This is a genomic window from Curvibacter sp. CHRR-16 (assembly GCF_018474005.1).
GTDB lineage: Bacteria > Pseudomonadota > Gammaproteobacteria > Burkholderiales > Burkholderiaceae_C > Allorhodoferax.
Map to the genome: position 1 here is coordinate 232,063 of NZ_JAHCSH010000001.1, position 16,834 is coordinate 248,896.

Here is a 16,834-nt window from a genome sequence, read left to right on the forward strand (position 1 = left end):
GTGCTACAAGTTTCATAGCGCATGGAAAAATGAATTTCCAAACACCATTTTCGAGAAAGCGTGCGCCTGCTTGTATGAGGGATTCTCTGGTGTTAAGGTTGGTCTACAACACTTTTGTGGAGACGTTTCCATGCAATTTGATTTTGAGCAAGTCCATAACTACTACGAACGTTTGGTATTTCAGGAAGTCGTGAAACGCTCAGAAAGCCACTCCCATTTTGACCATAACATGCTGGCTGACGTAGCGTGTGTGGCACTCAATCGTTTGCCAGCACGCTACGTACGCCACGACGTGGATTTGGTTTTTTACATGACTGAACATGAGCGCCACGCTATCGAACTGGCCTTGGAAGAGGCCTTGCAGTTCGCATTTGTTTTTGTGGCTGAACGGGCTGGAAAAAACGCTAAAAACTCTTGAGCAATTTGTTCGTGAGCGCGGGGCTGATACTGGGCATGACCTGAAACCACGCCGCAAATGCCAGGCGTGCTTGGTTGAGCAGCATGCCCAAACCATTCACACACGGATTTCCTCGGGCAGCCGCAACACGCAGCAACCCGGTTTGTAGTGGCACATACACGATGTCTGCCACAACGGCTGTACTGGGCAAGGCCTCCAAAGGCAAGTCCAATTCGGCTTCACCGTGCATGCCTTGGTTGGTGGTGTTTACCACCAAGCAAGCGCCTTCAAGCATGGCGGCGCGATCATTCCATGCATGCACGGTAACCGCATTGCCAAAGGCAGCTTGCAGTGCATACGCCTTGTCGATACTGCGGTTGCACACATGGATGCTGGCAATGCCCGCTTGCAACAGACCTGTGATGATGGCGCGGGCAGCACCTCCAGCACCTATGACGCAGGCCTGTCCACCGAGCGTGCGCCACTGGGGGGTGGCATCGTCCAAGCTCTGGATAAAACCGGCACCGTCGGTGTTGCGTCCTAGCAAAGAGCCATCGGCTTGCACGACCACCGTATTGACCGCGCCAATGTGTTGTGCAGCGGGCTCCACCACATCCACGATATCCATGGCCGCTACTTTGTGCGGAATGGTCAAGTTGCAGCCCGCAAAGCCCAAAGCTGGCAAGGCGCGCAAAGCCGTGGCCAAGTTCTGAGGCTGCACAGGCAGCGCTACATACGCACCGTGTAGTTGGTGCTCAGCCATCCAGTGGTTGTGGATGAGTGGGGAGCGGGAGTGGGCCACTGGCCACCCCATCACTCCGGCAAGGCAATACGACGGCGCGCTGTGGCTAGCACTCATGCATAAACCCCATTTACAGCGAATCAGTGAAGCTGCGCAGCTTGTCCGAGCGGCTGGGGTGTTTGAGCTTGCGCAGCGCCTTGGCTTCGATCTGGCGGATGCGTTCGCGTGTCACGTCGAACTGCTTGCCCACTTCTTCCAAAGTGTGGTCGCTGGTCATCTCGATACCAAAACGCATGCGCAGCACCTTGGCTTCGCGCGGTGTGAGGCTGTCCAAAATGTCTTTCACCACATCGCGCAGACCGGCTTGCATCGCGGCTTCGATAGGCGCTGTGTTGGCACCGTCCTCGATGAAGTCCCCCAAGTGGCTGTCGTCATCGTCCCCGATCGGCGTTTCCATGGAAATCGGTTCCTTGGCGATCTTCATGATCTTGCGGATCTTGTCTTCGGGGATGTCCATCTTCTCAGCCAAGACGGAAGCATCGGGCTCAAAGCCAAACTCTTGCAAGTGCTGGCGCGAGATGCGGTTCATCTTGTTGATGGTTTCGATCATGTGCACCGGGATACGGATGGTGCGGGCCTGGTCCGCGATGGAGCGGGTGATGGCCTGGCGAATCCACCAAGTGGCGTAGGTCGAGAATTTGTAGCCGCGGCGGTATTCGAACTTGTCCACCGCCTTCATCAAACCGATGTTGCCTTCTTGGATCAGATCCAAGAATTGCAAGCCACGGTTGGTGTACTTTTTCGCAATCGAGATCACGAGACGCAAGTTGGCCTCGATCATCTCTTTCTTAGCAGCGCGCGAAGCGGCTTCGCCTTGGTTCATGCGCTTGTTGATGTCTTTGAGCTCATCGAGCGGCACCACCACCGAAGCTTGCAAGTCGATCAGCTTTTGCTGAATGTCTTGCACTGGTGGGATGTTGCGACCCATGATGGCACTCCATGGCTTACCAGCAGCGGCTTGCTTTTCGATCCATTTGAGATCGAGCAGGTGCGATGCCACTTTGTTGCCGTTTCTGTCACGGCCACTGAATTCGACAATGAATTGCTCTTGCGGGTAACCGCACTTGTCCACAATGATCTTGCGCAGTTCTCGCTCTTTCTTGCGCACGTCATCGACTTGGGCGCGCAACATGTCACACAGGCTTTCGATCGCTTTGGCGGTAAAGCGGATGGTCATCAACTCTTCAGAGATGGCCTTCTGTGATTTCATGTAGTTGGGCGTGCCGTAGCCTTCCTTGTCATAGACCTTGTGCATCTTCTCGAACAAGCTGCGCAGGTTGTCGAACTTTTCCAAGGCTTGGTTTTTCAGTTCTTCGAGCTTTTTGGTCAGCGCTTTGGAGCCGCCTTTGCCGTCGTCGTCATCGGCTTCGTCAAATTCGTCGAAGTCTTCTTCGGCCACGTAGTCATCGGCTTCGTTGGGGTTGATGAACCCGTCCACAAAAGTGGTGATAACAATCTTGCCCTCGCGGATTTCTTCGGCTTTTTGCAGAATTTCGGCGATGGTGGCAGGGGAGGCACTGATGGCCTCCATCATGTCCATCAATCCGCCTTCGATGCGCTTGGCGATTTCAATTTCACCTTCGCGCGTCAGCAGTTCCACGGTACCCATTTCGCGCATGTACATGCGCACGGGGTCGGTGGTACGGCCAAATTCGCTGTCCACGGTGGACAGGGCGGCTTCGGCTTCTTCTTCCGCTTCTTCTTCGGTGGTGGCTGCTTGGCCAGTGTTGTTCAGCAACAGGGTTTCGGCATCGGGTGTTTGCTCGTACACCGCCACGCCCATGTCGTTGAGCATGGAAATCACCACTTCCAGCGTTTCAGCGTCGACCAGCTTATCGGGCAAGTGGTCGGAGATTTCGGCATGGGTCAGGTAGCCACGGGTTTTACCCAGTTTGATCAGGGTTTTGAGGCGCTGGCGGCGCTTGACCATTTCCTCTTCGGTCAGCACGGTTTCGTCCAAGCCAAATTCTTTCATCAAGGCGCGCTCTTTGGCCTTGCTGATCTTCATGCGCAGTGGTTTGGCTTTTTCGCCTGTTTCTTCCGTAGCGGCTGCTGCTTCCGGCTCTTCGGTCAAATCAGCCTCAATGTCGGACAAGTCCAAATCATCCTCAGATGACGCCGCTGCTCCCTCTTCTTTCTTGGGCTTGCGTCCACGCTTGGCTGCGGGAGCTGTTGCGCTGGCAGCGGTTTTGGCGGCTGTCTTGGCAGCGGCTTTTTTCGCCGGGGCTTTTTCAGCCTTGGGCTCAGCAGGCTCTTTGTCTTCTTTAGCAGCGCGGGCGGGTTTGGCTTTTTTCAGCAGTGCGTCTGCTTCGGCAAGCAGGGCTGCTTTGGACTTGGGCGTCGTCACAGGGGCAGTTTCTTTCTTGGTTGAGGTAGCTTTGGGGCTGCTGGCAGCGCTCTTCGGAGTTTTCGAACTGGGCATGAAAAAACCTCGTGGATCAACGAAAGCAGATGTGACGACCCAGACGGGACGTCCGACTTACTGGTAGAAACAGAGGCAAGAGAGAAGGGCGAACATTTGGTGTGCAGTCCTTGCGGTGAGCGGCGCTGGACGTTGTAGTCGCTGTGGCCTGTCCGGAGGTATTGCTGTCGCGCTTGCCAGATTTGGGAAGGATTATACCGCGCTTGACAACAAGGCTTGACTGAGTTCCTTGCTGCGTTGCAGGCATTCGCGGTAGCTTTGTTGCGCGGTCGCGTCGTGCGCCATGGTCTGGGCCAGCTCGTTCATGTAGTCCTTGATGTGATCAAGCAGCATGCGGTTGAGCACATCGCGCAGGTCTTTGTAACAGTCTTGGGCGCTTTGCGGTTTGGTGGCATTGTCCGCTGTTAAGCGGCGCAGCAGGTCTTCGCCGGGGTGGCCGGTTAGCTGTTCCAGCAGTGCCATGTGGGCCAGTGGGCCGTGCTCGTGTAGCTGGTTGTCCAGCCAGACAAACAACTCGCCATACGGGGCGGGTAAATGGCAGAGCAGGTTGTGGTCTTCGTGTGTGAGTTGCAGCCACAGTTCGCTGTGCAAAAAGATCAGGCGCACGGCGAAATCCGCCCGCGTGTCCAAACGCCCTCGGCGTGGGCGGTTGCTGGCCAATTCCTTGCGCCCAAAACCGTTACCACGGCCGTTATTCCACTGGCCTTTGCCACCCAAATTTTTGCCAAAACCATTCCCAGATCGCCAGTTGGAGGCAGGCTGTTCGCCATCGCGCGGGTCTATGCCCGCGTCATATCGGTTGCTGCGCGGTGGCTTTGGCTGGCTGCTATAGCCTGCGTTTTCTTCGTAGGGAATGCCATCTTCCCAAACGGATGGTTCAGCAGCTGACGCAGGCCCTGCAGGGCGGGGGCTGTTGCTGTTTCCGTAGCGCTCCCCTTGGGCTGGGTGTGTTGCTGTTGGGCGACCTGCTTGGGAGGCGTCAGCCCACAACTTTTCCAGTTGCTCCAGCGGTACTTGGGCTTTTTGCGCCAACTCTATGGTGAGTTGCACCTTCAGACCCCCTTGGGGCAACTGTTGCCACAGCGGTTTGGCCAGCTTGAGCAATTGCGCACGCCCCTCGGCTGTGTGCAGTTGGCATTGGTGCTCCAGTGTGTCGAACAGGAATTGACTCAAGGGCGTGGCGTTTTGCACCTGTTCCTCAAAGCGCTCTGGCCCGTAGGCGCGGATGTAGCTGTCTGGGTCGTGCTCGGCAGGCAAAAACAAAAACTGGATGCTGCGCCCATCGGTGGCGTAGGCCAAGCTGGTTTCCAGCGCTTTGCCTGCAGCGCGGCGGCCAGCGGCATCGCCGTCAAAACTGAATACGAGTTTGTCGGTGAAGCGAAATATCTTGTGCACATGGTCGGCTGTGCACGCTGTGCCCAGCGTCGCCACGCTGTTGGGAAACCCTAGCTGCGCCAGCGCCACCACGTCCATATAGCCTTCGGTGATCAGCACATAGCCTTTCTCGCGGATGGCCTGGCGTGCCTCAAACAAGCCGTACAGCTCTTTGCCTTTGTTAAACACCTCGGTTTCGGGTGAGTTGAGGTATTTGGGTTTTTCATCCCCCAGCACACGCCCACCAAAGCCTATGCATTCGCCGTTCACATTGCGGATGGGGAACATCAGTCGGTGGCGGAAGCGGTCGTAGCGGCGCTCTTGGCCGTCTTGTCCTTCGCCCACGATGACGAGGCCGCTATCGACCAAGCTGGCGTCGTCGTAGTGCGGGAACACGCTGGCCAGCATGCGCCAGTTGTCGGGCGAGAAGCCCAATTGAAAGCGCTTGGCAATCTGGCCAGACAGGCCGCGCTGTTTGCAGTAGGCAATGGCCTCGGGCGACTGCTTGAGCTGCTGCTGGTAGGCCTTGGCGGCTTGCTCCAACACGCTGCTGAGCATCTGGCGGCGGTCTTTTTGCTGGCGCTCCAGCGCGGGATTGCGGTTGGGGTTGTGCTCTTCGGGCACTTTCATGCCCATTTGGCCTGCCAGTTGCTGCACGGCTTCCACAAAGCTCATGCCGCTGTGCTCCATCAAAAAGCCAATCACGTTGCCGTTCTTGCCGCAGCCAAAGCAGTGGAAAAACTGTTTGGTTGGGCTGACGGTGAAGGAGGGGCTTTTTTCACTGTGGAAAGGGCACAGGCCTTGGAAGTTGGCCCCGGCTTTCTTCAACTGCACGTAGCGACCCACCACCTCCACCACATCGGCGCGGGCGATCAAGTCCTGAATAAAGCTTTGGGGAATGGCCATGGAGGGGATTGTAAAAACAGCGCGGCTTGCTTTAGGTCAGCTTTTGGGTGCACAGTGGCGGGCTTGGGGGACAGATGCGGCGACAATCCGCGGCTCTGAATTGGAAGAGAGTGTGACATGGTGTGCGTAAACGACTTTCGCATGCGACTGGGCCAGCACGAGCTGGTGCCAATCGTGATTGGTGGCATGGGTGTGGATATCTCCACTGCCGACTTGGCGCTGGAAGCTGCCCGACTGGGGGGGGTGGGCCATATTTCGGACGCGATGATCAAAACCGTCACCGACCGCCGCTACCAGACCAAGTTCGTGAAAGCCAAGCAAGCGCTCTACAAGCACAACATGGATTCGATGGACAAGTCCTCCGTCAAGTTCAGCCTAGAAGACTTGGCCGAAGCCACCCGCTTGCACGTGCGCCACACCATGGAGCGCAAGCAAGGCAGTGGGATGATTTTTATCAACTGCATGGAAAAGCTCACTATGAACGGCCCCAAGGACACCTTGGCCGTGCGTTTGAACGCTGCGCTGGACGCCGGCATTGACGGCATCACCTTGGCGGCGGGTTTGCACCTGGGCTCTTTTGCGCTCATGGAAGCCAATCCGCGTTTTCGGCAGGCCAAGCTGGGCATCATCGTCTCGTCAGTGCGCGCGCTGCAGTTGTTCTTGAAGAAAAACTCACGCCTGAACCGCCTGCCCGACTACGTGGTGGTGGAAGGCCCCTTGGCTGGTGGTCACTTGGGCTTTGGCATGGACTGGGCCAACTACAGCCTGCAAACCATTGTGCAAGAGGTGCTGGACTACCTGCGCCAAGAGCAACTGGAGATTCCGGTGATTGCTGCTGGTGGCGTCTTCACCGGTTCAGACGCCGTGCGCTACCTGCAAATGGGTGCTGCAGGCGTGCAAGTGGCCACCCGCTTTACTGTCACCCGCGAATGCGGCTTGCCTGACGATGTGAAGCAGGAATACTTCAAAGCCAGTGAAGACGATATCGAGGTCAACGAAATATCGCCCACGGGTTACCCCATGCGCATGATCAAGGCCAGCCCGGGCATTGGCGATGGCATTCGCCCCAACTGCGAAGCCTATGGCTACCTGCTGGATGCCAATGGCCGCTGCGCCTACGTGGACTCGTACAACCGCGAAGCGCAGGCCCACCCCGGCGAGCGCCGCCTGAGCGTGTACGACAAAACCTGCTTGTGCACCCACATGCGCAACTTCGCCATCTGGACCTGCGGCCAGCTCACGTGGCGCCTCAAAGACACCAGCCTGCGCCTGCCCGATGGCAGCTACCAATTGCTGACGGCGGAACACGTGTTCAAGGACTACCAGTTCAGCGAAAACGAGCAAATTCGTTTGCCTGACCCTGCAGTCTGAAAGGGTTTGCTATCAAATTAATAGCTGCTACAGCTTGTCTATCAAGCTCTAGCGGCTATTTTTATTACAAAAGGCGGATGAAAATGCCTTTCTGCAGAGCGCGCCGGAGCACGCGCCTAGAATCACGCTTGCTTTAGACGTTTTTCACCCCTCATTCTTTCCACACCCATGCCTGCTTACCGTTCCAAAACCTCCACCGCTGGTCGCAATATGGCTGGTGCGCGCTCTCTGTGGCGTGCCACTGGCATGAAGGATGCTGATTTCAGCAAGCCCATCATTGCGGTGGTCAACAGCTTCACCCAGTTCGTGCCGGGTCACGTGCACCTGAAGGATTTGGGCCAACTGGTGGCACGCGAGATTGAAGCCGCGGGCGGTGTGGCCAAAGAGTTCAATACCATCGCCGTGGACGATGGCATTGCCATGGGCCACGACGGCATGCTCTATTCGCTGCCCAGCCGCGACATCATTGCCGATTCGGTGGAGTACATGGTGGGCGCGCACTGCGCCGACGCCATGGTGTGCATCTCCAACTGCGACAAGATCACCCCCGGCATGCTGATGGCCGCGATGCGCCTGAACATCCCCGTGGTGTTTGTCTCCGGTGGCCCCATGGAAGCGGGCAAGGCCAAGCTGGCCGTGCCCGGTACGCAAACCATTGAAATCAAGAAGCTCGACCTGATCGACGCCATGGTGATGGCCGCCGATAGCAAGGTGGATGACGCTACCGTGGCCGAAGTCGAGCGCAGCGCTTGCCCCACCTGCGGTAGCTGCTCGGGCATGTTCACCGCCAACTCCATGAATTGCTTGACCGAGGCGCTGGGCCTCTCGCTGCCGGGCAATGGCACGGTGGTGGCCACCCACGCCGACCGCGAGCAACTCTTCAAGCGGGCAGGTCGCTTGGTGGTGGAACTGTGCCAGCGCTACTACGAGCAAGAAGATGAAACCGTGCTGCCCCGCTCCATGGGCTTTAAGGCATTTGAAAACGCCATGACGCTGGACATCGCCATGGGCGGCTCCACCAACACCATCTTGCACATTCTGGCCATTGCGCAAGAGGCGGGGATCGACTTCACCATGAAGGACATTGATCGCCTCTCGCGCGTGGTGCCCCAACTGTGCAAGGTTGCGCCCAACACCAACAAGTACCACATCGAAGACGTGCACCGCGCAGGCGGTATTTACGGCATCTTGGGCGAGTTGGCCCGCGCTGGCAAACTGCACACCGATGTGCCCACCGTGCACACCCCCACGCTGGGCCAGGCGCTGGAGCAGTGGGACGTGATGCGCCAGCCCTCGGCTGCCGTGCAAGAGTTCTACAAAGCAGGCCCCGCAGGCATTCCCACCCAAGTGGCCTTTAGCCAAAGCACCCGCTGGCCCAGTTTGGATACCGACCGCGTAGGCGGCTGCATCCGCTCGTTTGACAATGCTTTCTCCAAAGAGGGCGGCTTGGCCGTGCTGTACGGCAACATCGCCCTAGACGGTTGCGTGGTCAAAACCGCCGGCGTGGATGACTCGCTGCTGGTGTTTGAAGGCACCGCCCACGTCACCGAGTCGCAAGACGAAGCCGTGGCCAACATCTTGGCTGACAAGGTCAAAGCGGGCGACGTGGTGGTGGTGCGCTACGAAGGCCCCAAGGGCGGCCCTGGCATGCAGGAAATGCTCTACCCGACCAGCTACATCAAGTCCAAGGGCTTGGGCAAAGCCTGCGCATTGCTGACCGATGGCCGTTTCTCCGGCGGTACCTCGGGCTTGTCCATCGGCCATTGCTCGCCCGAAGCGGCAGCGGGCGGTGCGATTGGTTTGGTACAAAACGGCGACCGCATCCGCATCGACATCCCCAACCGCAGCATCAACGTGCTGGTGAGCGAGGACGAGTTGGCCCGCCGCCGCGCTGCCCAAGATGCCAAGGGCTGGAAGCCTGCCCAACCACGCCCCCGCAAAGTGTCGGCTGCGCTCAAGGCCTACGCCTTGCTCGCTACCTCGGCCGACAAAGGCGCGGTACGCGACTTGCGTATGCTGGAGGATTAAGGCTGGTCTTTCGCGTTTTTGTTTTCGTTTTACCCATGGCCGCCGCAGGCGGAGAAGGAGGACTGTTGTGAACAAGGTGTATCCCAGCGCAGCGCTGGCCCTGCAGGGGTTGGTGCGCGACAACCAGTTGTTGGCCGTGGGGGGCTTTGGCCTGTGCGGCATCCCCGAGGCCTTGATCGACGCGCTCAAAGACAGCGGTGTGCAAGGCCTGACCGTTATTTCCAACAACGCTGGCGTGGACGGCTTTGGTTTGGGTAAGCTGCTAGAGACGCGGCAGATCAAGAAAATGATCTCCAGCTACGTGGGCGAGAACAAAGAGTTCGAGCGCCAGTACTTGGCAGGCGAACTGGAGCTGGAATTCACCCCTCAAGGCACGCTGGCCGAAAAGTTGCGCGCAGGCGGCGCTGGCATTCCAGCCTTTTTCACCAAAACGGGTGTGGGCACCATCGTGGCCGATGGCAAAGAGCTGCGCGAGTTTGACGGCGAAACCTACGTCATGGAGCGCGCCTTGGTGCCTGACGTCGCCTTGGTCAAAGCCTATCGCGCCGACAAGTCCGGCAACCTGCAGTTCCGCTACACCGCCCGCAACTTCAACCCCGCCGTGGCCATGGCGGGCAAGGTCACGGTAGTGGAAGTGGAAGAGATTGTGGAAACCGGCGACATGCCCCCCGATAGCGTGCACCTGCCCGGCATCTACGTGCACCGCATCGTGCACAACCCCCACCCTGAAAAGCGCATCGAAAAACGCACCATCACCGCCAAGGAAGGAGCCTGACCATGCCCTGGAACCAAGACCAAATGGCTGCCCGCGCAGCCCAAGAGTTGGAAGACGGTTTTTATGTCAACCTCGGTATCGGTATCCCCACGCTGGTGGCCAACCATGTGCCTGACGACAAAGAAGTGTGGCTGCAGTCCGAAAACGGCATGCTGGGCATAGGTCCTTTTCCCACCGAAGACCAAGTGGACGCCGACCTCATCAATGCCGGCAAGCAAACCGTCACCACCATCAAAGGTTCGTCCATTTTTGGTAGCCACGAGAGCTTTGCCATGATTCGGGGCGGCAAGATCAACCTGTCCATTTTGGGGGCCATGCAAGTGACTGCCAATGGCGATCTGGCCAACTGGATGATTCCGGGCAAGATGGTCAAAGGCATGGGCGGTGCCATGGATTTGGTGGCTGGCGTCAAGCGCGTCATCGTGCTCATGGAGCATGTGGCCAAAAAGAAAGACGGCAGCGAAGACCTCAAGATCGTCCCCCAATGCACCTTGCCCCTGACGGGCGTGGGTGTGGTCGATCGCATCATCACCGACTTGGGCGTCATGGACGTCACCCCCCAAGGTCTCAAGCTGGTGGAGCTGGCCCCTGACGTGACCCGCGAACACATTCAATCCAAAACTGGCGTGCCATTGCTGTAAGTGCTTTTCACCCATGTCCAAAGCCCTCAAATTCCTCATCTTCCTGTTTGTTGTGTTGTTCTTGGCGACGGGCGCTTTGCTCGTGGTCATCGTCAACGCCGATGACAACCCCGCCCCCTGGATAGCCATGCTGGTGCGCAACCACGTCATCGTGTTTGTGTGGCATTTGGCCTGTTGGATGCTGCTGGGCATGTTTGCCAACTACTACTGGGATTTGTTCAACATGGGCTTGGGGCTGGAGTACATGCAGGTGGGGCGCATCGTGCTGCCGCTGCTGGTCTCGCCCATTGTGTTTTACCCCGTGTACACCCTGTGGCTGGCCAGCACCTCGCAAAGCTACGTGCTGTTTGACGTCATCGCCTTCCAAAGCGGTTTCTTCTGGCAAGCCCTGTTTACCAAGGCCAAACCGCTGGAAGTGAACAACCCCAACAACATCCCTTGGTCGGTGAACAACGGGCGGGGACGGTGAGGGGTTTGACCCATTTACACGGTTTGCTGCAGTCGTCCTCAATCTTTTTTTGCGGGTGCGGTTGCTGGGTGTTTCTTTTTACCTCTGCCTTGGCACAGATGTCCGAGCATGCTCTGGATGCCATTCCGATGGGTATTGGAATTTCGGGCCTATGGGGCATTATTCCGTTTGTATTGACGTTTTCAATCGCGCGCTACATCACTGAAAAGTTGCGTGCTTGGGTTGTCGACAAGGAGTAATTGCGTGTTTTCACACATCATGGTGGGCGTCAGTGACTTCGAGCGGGCCATGGCTTTTTACAAGCCTGTGCTCGACGCGCTGGGCATACAGTTTCGTTTCTTGGAGGACGATCAGCCTTGGGCTGGCTGGCAATCTTCACCCGAGCCTCGGCCATTGTTTCTAATTGGTCGTCCGTTCAACCAGCAACCGCACCACCCGGGCAACGGGCAGATGGTGGCATTCCTTGCCAGCTCGCGCCAGCAAGTCGATCAAGTCCATGCCTTGGCATTGGCCCACGGTGGTGTGTGTGAAGGCCAACCCGGTTTACGGCCCCAGTACCACGCCCACTACTACGGGGCCTACTTTCGCGATCCCGATGGCAACAAGCTATGCGTGGCGTGTCACCACGCACCATAGCCTTGTAACACCCACCGACTAACTAAACCCTTGCGCCGCTCTTGTGTGCAGCCTTGTCTTCAGCCATTCCTAGGTGCTGGATCACCACGGGTGGTCGGTTCGGGAACTGTGCCACCAGTTCTAGCTTGCCGCCCATGCTCTCCACATAGTGGCGCAAGGTAGAGAGCAGCATGTCGCTGCGCTTTTCTAGGCGCGAGATGGTGTCTTGGCCTACTCCCAGGGTGGCGGCCAGTTGCTCTTGGGTTTGTTGGGCTGCCAAGCGCAGGTCTTTGAGGGTGGCCAACTCCATGGCACGCGCTGCTATCTGCTCCTGCCGCTTTGGGGGCAGTGCGGCCATGATGTCATCGAGTTTTCTTGCCATTGTGTGACTCCTTGCTGTGCGCGGGCTGTTGGCCCAGATGCTCGTCATAGCGCTCATCGGCGATATGGATCAAGCGTTTATAAAAACGGCGTTGGTCTGTGCCGCCTTTGTCTCCCCCAACCAAAAGAATGGCCTGTCGTTGTGGGTCAAAAGCAAACGCCACGCGCCAAACCTGCCCATTCCACGCAAAACGCAGCTCTTTCATGTTGGTGTGGCGTGAACCCTTGAGCGTATCCACGGTAGGACGCCCTAAGTTGGGGCCAAATTCCGCTAGCAATCGCGCGTGTGCCAACAGTTCGTCTTGTAAGTCCTCTTTCAATGCGCCCCCGCCGCCGCATCCTGTGCGCCAGCACCACCGCTGCGTTTGGGTTTGGTGAGCCACACCAGTGGGATGAGTGCCAAGAACAGCAAGGAGGAGACAAAGAACAGCTCGCTGGTGGAGAGCATGAAGGACTGCTGGTCCACGAGTCGGTTCACTTGCGACAGTGCTTGGGTGGTGTCCAGTCCGCTGCTGCCCAAGCCCGAGAGGGTTTGCACTGCCGTGTTGCTGCCCGCGTTGATGGATTCCACCAGTTGGGTGTGGTGCAGTTTGGCGCGGTCTTCCCAAATGGTGGTGGCCAGCGACGTGCCCATGGCCCCTGCGGTGATGCGCATGAAGTTGGACACCCCAGATGCCGACGGTATGCGCTCTGGCGTGATGCCCGAGAGCGTGAGCGTCATGAGCGGGATGAAGAAGAAGGCCATGGCCACGCCTTGGATGAAGGTGGGGATCATGATGGTGTCAAAGTCGGCCTGTGTGTTAAAGCGCGAGCGCAGCCACAGCACGAGTGCAAACACCAAAAACGAGAAGGTGGCGAACCAGCGCGGGTCGAACTTGCCCACGTTCTTGCCCACGATGGGCGAGAACACGATGGCCAGCAAGCCCACAGGCGCCATGACCATGCCCGCCTGCGTGGCGGTGTAGCCCATGAACTGCTGCAGCCACAGGGGCAGCACCACCACGTTGCCAAAGAACAGGCCATAGCCCACCGCAGTGGCCAGCGCACCGGCCCAGAAGTTGCGGCGTTTGAACAAGGACAGGTCTACCACGGGGTGGTCGTCGGTCAGCTCCCACGCCAAGAAGAAGGCAAAGCCAATGGCGGCCACGATGGCGTAGGCCACGATTTCGGGCGAGTCGAACCAGTCCAGCTCTTTGCCTTTGTCCAGCATGATTTGCAGGGCCGATACCCACACCACCAGGAGCGCCAAGCCAATGCTGTCGATGGGCAGCTTGCGGGTGGGTGTTTCGCGCTGGTGGTAGAGCATCCAAGTGGCTCCGGCAGCAGCCAAACCGACGGGGATGTTGATGTAGAAGATCCACGGCCAAGTCATGTTGTCGGTGATCCAGCCGCCCAGCAGAGGCCCCATAACGGGGGCGACCAGTGTGGTCATGGACCACATGGCCATGGCCAAGCCTGCCAAGGCCGGTGGGTAGCTGGAGAGCAGCAGTGCTTGGGAGAGCGGAATCATGGGCCCGGCCACAAAGCCTTGCAGGGCGCGGGCGGCAATCAGCACGCTCATGTTGGGTGCCAGACCGCACAGCCACGATGCCAGCACAAACAGCAGCACGCTGGTCATGAATAAGCGCACCTGCCCAAAGCGTTGCGACAGCCAGCCAGTCAGTGGCACGGCCACGGCGTTGGCCACGCCAAAGCTGGTGATGACCCATGTGCCTTGGTTGGGGCTCACGCCCATATCGCCAGCTATGGCGGGCAGGGATACGTTGGCAATCGACGAGTCCAGCACGTTCATGAACGTGGCAGCGGACAAGGCCAGCGTGCCCCACACGCGGGCCGAGCCCAGCAGCGGTGCGTGGGGTGTGAAGGAGGGTTGGCTCATGGTGGGGGCCTGGTGTTTATGGGCGTGCGCCCGCGTTTTGGGCGATGACGCGCTTCACTTCGGCATTGGCTTGGTCTTCCAGCGCGGTAAAGATGGTGGTTTGCGCTACAGGGCTGCTGCTTGGGGCATCGGCCAGCATCTTGCCGCTTTGGTCGGCTACATCCACCTTGGCGTCCATGGACAGGCCAATGCGCAAGGGGTGTTGGGCCAGTTCAGCGGGGTCTAGTTCCACGCGCACGGGCACGCGCTGCACCACCTTGATCCAGTTGCCCGTGGCATTTTGCGCAGGCAGCAGCGAGAAGGCTGCGCCCGTGCCCATGCCCATGCCAGCCACCTTGCCGTGGTACTCCATGCGCTTGCCGTACAGGTCAGCTGTCAGTAGCACGGGCTGGCCGATGCGGATGCTGCGCAGCTGCACTTCCTTGAAGTTGGCGTCCACCCACAGTTGCTGCAGCGGGATCACGTTCATGAGCGGGGCACCGGCTTGCACGCGCTGGCCGATTTGCACGGTGCGCTTGGCGACGTAGCCGTCCGCCGGGGCTTGCAAAGTGGCACGGTGCAGGTTCAGGTAGGCCTCGCGCACTTTGGCGGCAGCAGCCAGCACGCTGGGGTGGTTGTCCACGTGGGTGCCAGAGGTCAAGCTTTGGTTGCTGCTGAGTTGTTCTTTGGCGTTGACCACCCCGGCTTGGGCAGCGGCCAGCGCGTTTTGCGCCGCCAGCAGTTGCGATTTGGCGTGGTTCAGCTCCTCTTGCGACACGGCGCCTTTGCTGGCCAGTGCTTCGCGGCGCTTGAGGTCGTCGCTGGCGCGGGCGATTTCGGTTTGGGCGCGGGCAATGTCGGTCTCGCGCACCGAGACTTGGGCGGCCAGCGTGTCGTTGTTGGCGTAGAGGTTGCGCACTTGGCGCACGGCTTGGGCCAGGTTGGCTTCTGCCGTGTCCAGCGCGACTTTGGCGTCGGCCGTGTCCAGTTGCACCAAGGCTTGGCCGGCTTTCACGTAGTCGGTGTCATCGGCCAAGATGGCCGTGACCGTGCCGCTCACTTGGGGGGTAATCTGGATCAGGTTGCCTTGCACGTAGGCGTTGTCGGTTTCTTCGGTCGCGCGCTCGCCGTACCAGTGGTAGCCACCGTAGGCCAGACCCAGTGCGGAGACGATGGCCAGCACGGTCAGGATTTGTTTGCGCTTGCTTTTGGTGGGGGTAGAAGTGGCAGGGGTAACTGGGGTGTTCATGGTCGTTTACTCGTTCGCTGCGGTGGGTGTTCAGGAGTTGTCTTGCGTGGCAGGAAGAGCGCTGGCTTGGTAGCCACCGCCCAGCGCGCGGATGAGCTGCAACTCGGTATCGGTTTGGCGTGCATGCAGGTCAACGGCCAAGCGGCGTTGGGTGAGCACGGCGCTTTCGGCGTTGAGCACTTGCAGGTAATTGCCCAAGCCTGCTTCGTAGCGCTGCACGGCCACGGTGTAGGCGGCTTCGGCGGCTTTTTGGGCTTGGGCTTGCTCGGCTTGCTGGCGCTGCAGCGATTGGGCCGAAGTGAGCTGGTCGGCCACGTCGCGCACCGCATCTAACACCAAGCCGTTGTAGGTTTCGATGGCGGCATCCAAATCCGCTGCTTTGCCTTTGAGGTTGGCGCGCAGGCGACCGCCTTCAAACAAGGGCAGACGAATCGCCGGGCCATAGCCCCACTGCTGGCTGTTGTTGTCAAACACTTTGTCAAACCCCAAGCTCGAATAGCCCGCAAAGGCGGTCAGGTTGATGTTGGGGTAGAACAAGGTTTTGGCATTGCTCACGTCGTGGCTGGCCGCTTCCACGCGCCAGCGCGCTGCCACGATGTCGGGGCGGCGGCCCAGCAAGTCCAGTGGCAGTTGATCAATGCTGGCTAGCGAGGTGTTTGCTATAGTTTTTGTAGCTAGTGAAGCTTGTGTATCAAGCTCTACAGCCGTTTTTTGTCCAGTCAGTGCAGTCAGGGCGTTGCGCAGCAAATCGGCTTGCTCTTGCAGCACTTCGATTTGGTAACGCGCCTCGGGCAGGCCGCTTTGGGCTTGCTGCAGTTCCAGCTGGGTGTCTAGCCCGGCTTGTACCCGGTCTTGCACCAGTTGCAGCAGTTGCTGGCGTTGCTCCAGCGTGCGCTGGGCCACTTGCAGTTGGCGCTGCACGCGCACCCATTGCATGTAGTTGCGGGCCACGTTGCTGGCCAGCAGCAAGCGGGCGCTAGCGGTATCGGCCTCCATGGCGCGGCTTTGGCCGATGGCGGCTTCCAGCGCGGCGCGGTTTTTGCCAAACAGGTCTAGCTCCCAGCTAGCACTGGCTTGCACGGTGCCGGTGTCACGCTCGGTGCCGGCCAAGGGGGCGGGTATCAACCCGTTTTTGGTGTAGCGCTGGTGGGTGGCGTCTACCGAGCCAGTGATCTGGGGCTTGTTCAGGGTGTTGGCGCTATCGACAGCGGTTTGCACCTTGACCAAGCGGGCTTGTGCTACGCGCAGGTTGGGGTTGTTGGCCAATGCTTGGGTGACCAATTGGCTCAACTGGGCATCGCCATATACCGTCCACCACTGGGCGTTGGCGGCGGCGTTGTCACTGGCCAGCGCTTTGTCCGACAGGTTAGGGGCGGGGGCCAGCGTGGCCTTTTGCTCCACATGGGTGAAGCTGGCGCAGGCAGTCAAGGCAGCCAGCGCGGTGATGGTGAGCAGGCTTTGGCTTGTACGCCACAGGCTGCGCGATGGGGCTGCCTGCAGGGCCAGGTTCTGTGTGGTGGGGGCGGTCTGGAGCATAGTGGTCTCG

General features: G+C 59.0%; 15 protein-coding genes. 7 read left to right on the forward strand and 8 right to left on the reverse strand.

From position 1 onward, the window contains the following. Positions 1-130: 130 nt before the first annotated feature. Complete coding sequence (locus tag KIK84_RS01140) at positions 131-418, forward strand: late competence development ComFB family protein (RefSeq protein WP_214121147.1); 288 nt, start codon at positions 131-133, stop codon at positions 416-418. Here the strand turns inward: KIK84_RS01140 and KIK84_RS01145 are convergent. The 3 genes from KIK84_RS01145 to dnaG all read right to left on the reverse strand — a co-directional run bounded on the left by KIK84_RS01145 (position 405) and on the right by dnaG (position 5,901). Beyond that, complete coding sequence (locus KIK84_RS01145) at positions 405-1,256, reverse strand: shikimate dehydrogenase (RefSeq protein WP_214121148.1); 852 nt, start codon at positions 1,254-1,256, stop codon at positions 405-407. The genes KIK84_RS01140 and KIK84_RS01145 overlap by 14 nt on opposite strands. 13 nt (positions 1,257-1,269) lie before the next feature. Continuing rightward, positions 1,270-3,621: an RNA polymerase sigma factor RpoD gene (rpoD, locus tag KIK84_RS01150; RefSeq protein WP_214121149.1), complete on the reverse strand. Its 2,352-nt coding sequence runs from the start codon at positions 3,619-3,621 to the stop codon at positions 1,270-1,272. Between the two features lie 192 nt (positions 3,622-3,813). Beyond that, on the reverse strand, positions 3,814-5,901 hold the full coding sequence (gene dnaG, locus KIK84_RS01155) for a DNA primase (protein ID WP_214121150.1): 2,088 nt from the start codon (positions 5,899-5,901) through the stop codon (positions 3,814-3,816). A gap of 117 nt (positions 5,902-6,018) precedes the next feature. Here dnaG and KIK84_RS01160 point away from each other — a divergent pair, with 117 nt between their 5' ends. From KIK84_RS01160 to KIK84_RS01185, 6 genes are all read left to right on the forward strand, one after another. Further along, positions 6,019-7,272: a nitronate monooxygenase gene (locus KIK84_RS01160; protein WP_214121151.1), complete on the forward strand. Its 1,254-nt coding sequence runs from the start codon at positions 6,019-6,021 to the stop codon at positions 7,270-7,272. A 168-nt stretch (positions 7,273-7,440) separates the two neighbouring features. Continuing rightward, complete coding sequence (ilvD, locus tag KIK84_RS01165; protein ID WP_214121152.1) at positions 7,441-9,300, forward strand: dihydroxy-acid dehydratase; 1,860 nt, start codon at positions 7,441-7,443, stop codon at positions 9,298-9,300. Positions 9,301-9,367: 67 nt separating this feature from the next. Continuing rightward, positions 9,368-10,075, forward strand: a complete 708-nt coding sequence (locus KIK84_RS01170; RefSeq protein WP_214121153.1) for a CoA transferase subunit A — start codon at positions 9,368-9,370, stop codon at positions 10,073-10,075. 2 nt (positions 10,076-10,077) lie between these two features. After that, positions 10,078-10,716 (forward strand): CoA transferase subunit B, encoded by a 639-nt coding sequence (locus tag KIK84_RS01175; RefSeq protein ID WP_214121154.1) that lies wholly within the window; start codon positions 10,078-10,080, stop codon positions 10,714-10,716. A gap of 13 nt (positions 10,717-10,729) precedes the next feature. Further along, positions 10,730-11,185 carry a hypothetical protein gene (locus tag KIK84_RS01180; RefSeq protein ID WP_214121155.1) on the forward strand — a complete coding sequence of 152 codons (456 nt, stop codon included), beginning with the start codon at positions 10,730-10,732 and terminating at the stop codon, positions 11,183-11,185. 243 nt (positions 11,186-11,428) lie between these two features. After that, on the forward strand, positions 11,429-11,821 hold the full coding sequence (locus tag KIK84_RS01185; protein WP_214121156.1) for a VOC family protein: 393 nt from the start codon (positions 11,429-11,431) through the stop codon (positions 11,819-11,821). Between the two features lie 22 nt (positions 11,822-11,843). Here KIK84_RS01185 and KIK84_RS01190 read toward each other — a convergent pair whose 3' ends face one another. From KIK84_RS01190 to KIK84_RS01210, 5 genes are read right to left on the reverse strand one after another with little or no spacing between them, the layout of a single operon-like run. Further along, complete coding sequence (locus KIK84_RS01190) at positions 11,844-12,182, reverse strand: XRE family transcriptional regulator (protein ID WP_250207664.1); 339 nt, start codon at positions 12,180-12,182, stop codon at positions 11,844-11,846. Further along, positions 12,163-12,474 carry a type II toxin-antitoxin system RelE/ParE family toxin gene (locus KIK84_RS01195; protein WP_250207665.1) on the reverse strand — a complete coding sequence of 104 codons (312 nt, stop codon included), beginning with the start codon at positions 12,472-12,474 and terminating at the stop codon, positions 12,163-12,165. The genes KIK84_RS01190 and KIK84_RS01195 overlap by 20 nt, the downstream gene beginning before the upstream one ends. A 23-nt stretch (positions 12,475-12,497) precedes the next feature. Next, positions 12,498-14,060, reverse strand: coding sequence for a DHA2 family efflux MFS transporter permease subunit (locus tag KIK84_RS01200; RefSeq protein ID WP_214121158.1), 1,563 nt, complete (start codon positions 14,058-14,060; stop codon positions 12,498-12,500). Between the two features lie 16 nt (positions 14,061-14,076). After that, positions 14,077-15,288, reverse strand: a complete 1,212-nt coding sequence (locus KIK84_RS01205; RefSeq protein WP_214121159.1) for an HlyD family secretion protein — start codon at positions 15,286-15,288, stop codon at positions 14,077-14,079. Between the two features lie 30 nt (positions 15,289-15,318). Then, on the reverse strand, positions 15,319-16,824 hold the full coding sequence (locus KIK84_RS01210) for an efflux transporter outer membrane subunit (RefSeq protein WP_214121160.1): 1,506 nt from the start codon (positions 16,822-16,824) through the stop codon (positions 15,319-15,321). Between the last annotated feature and the right edge of the window lie 10 nt (positions 16,825-16,834).

What these genes read in the sequence shown, in the direction of transcription:
- KIK84_RS01140 (WP_214121147.1), top strand. Translation starts at nt 131, where the DNA reads ATGCAATTTGATTTTGAGCAAGTCCATAACTACTACGAACGTTTGGTA.
- KIK84_RS01145 (WP_214121148.1), bottom strand. Translation starts at nt 1,256, where the DNA reads ATGAGTGCTAGCCACAGCGCGCCGTCGTATTGCCTTGCCGGAGTGATG.
- rpoD (WP_214121149.1), bottom strand. Translation starts at nt 3,621, where the DNA reads ATGCCCAGTTCGAAAACTCCGAAGAGCGCTGCCAGCAGCCCCAAAGCT.
- dnaG (WP_214121150.1), bottom strand. Translation starts at nt 5,901, where the DNA reads ATGGCCATTCCCCAAAGCTTTATTCAGGACTTGATCGCCCGCGCCGAT.
- KIK84_RS01160 (WP_214121151.1), top strand. Translation starts at nt 6,019, where the DNA reads ATGGTGTGCGTAAACGACTTTCGCATGCGACTGGGCCAGCACGAGCTG.
- ilvD (WP_214121152.1), top strand. Translation starts at nt 7,441, where the DNA reads ATGCCTGCTTACCGTTCCAAAACCTCCACCGCTGGTCGCAATATGGCT.
- KIK84_RS01175 (WP_214121154.1), top strand. Translation starts at nt 10,078, where the DNA reads ATGCCCTGGAACCAAGACCAAATGGCTGCCCGCGCAGCCCAAGAGTTG.
- KIK84_RS01180 (WP_214121155.1), top strand. Translation starts at nt 10,730, where the DNA reads ATGTCCAAAGCCCTCAAATTCCTCATCTTCCTGTTTGTTGTGTTGTTC.
- KIK84_RS01190 (WP_250207664.1), bottom strand. Translation starts at nt 12,182, where the DNA reads ATGGCAAGAAAACTCGATGACATCATGGCCGCACTGCCCCCAAAGCGG.
- KIK84_RS01200 (WP_214121158.1), bottom strand. Translation starts at nt 14,060, where the DNA reads ATGAGCCAACCCTCCTTCACACCCCACGCACCGCTGCTGGGCTCGGCC.
- KIK84_RS01205 (WP_214121159.1), bottom strand. Translation starts at nt 15,288, where the DNA reads ATGAACACCCCAGTTACCCCTGCCACTTCTACCCCCACCAAAAGCAAG.
- KIK84_RS01210 (WP_214121160.1), bottom strand. Translation starts at nt 16,824, where the DNA reads ATGCTCCAGACCGCCCCCACCACACAGAACCTGGCCCTGCAGGCAGCC.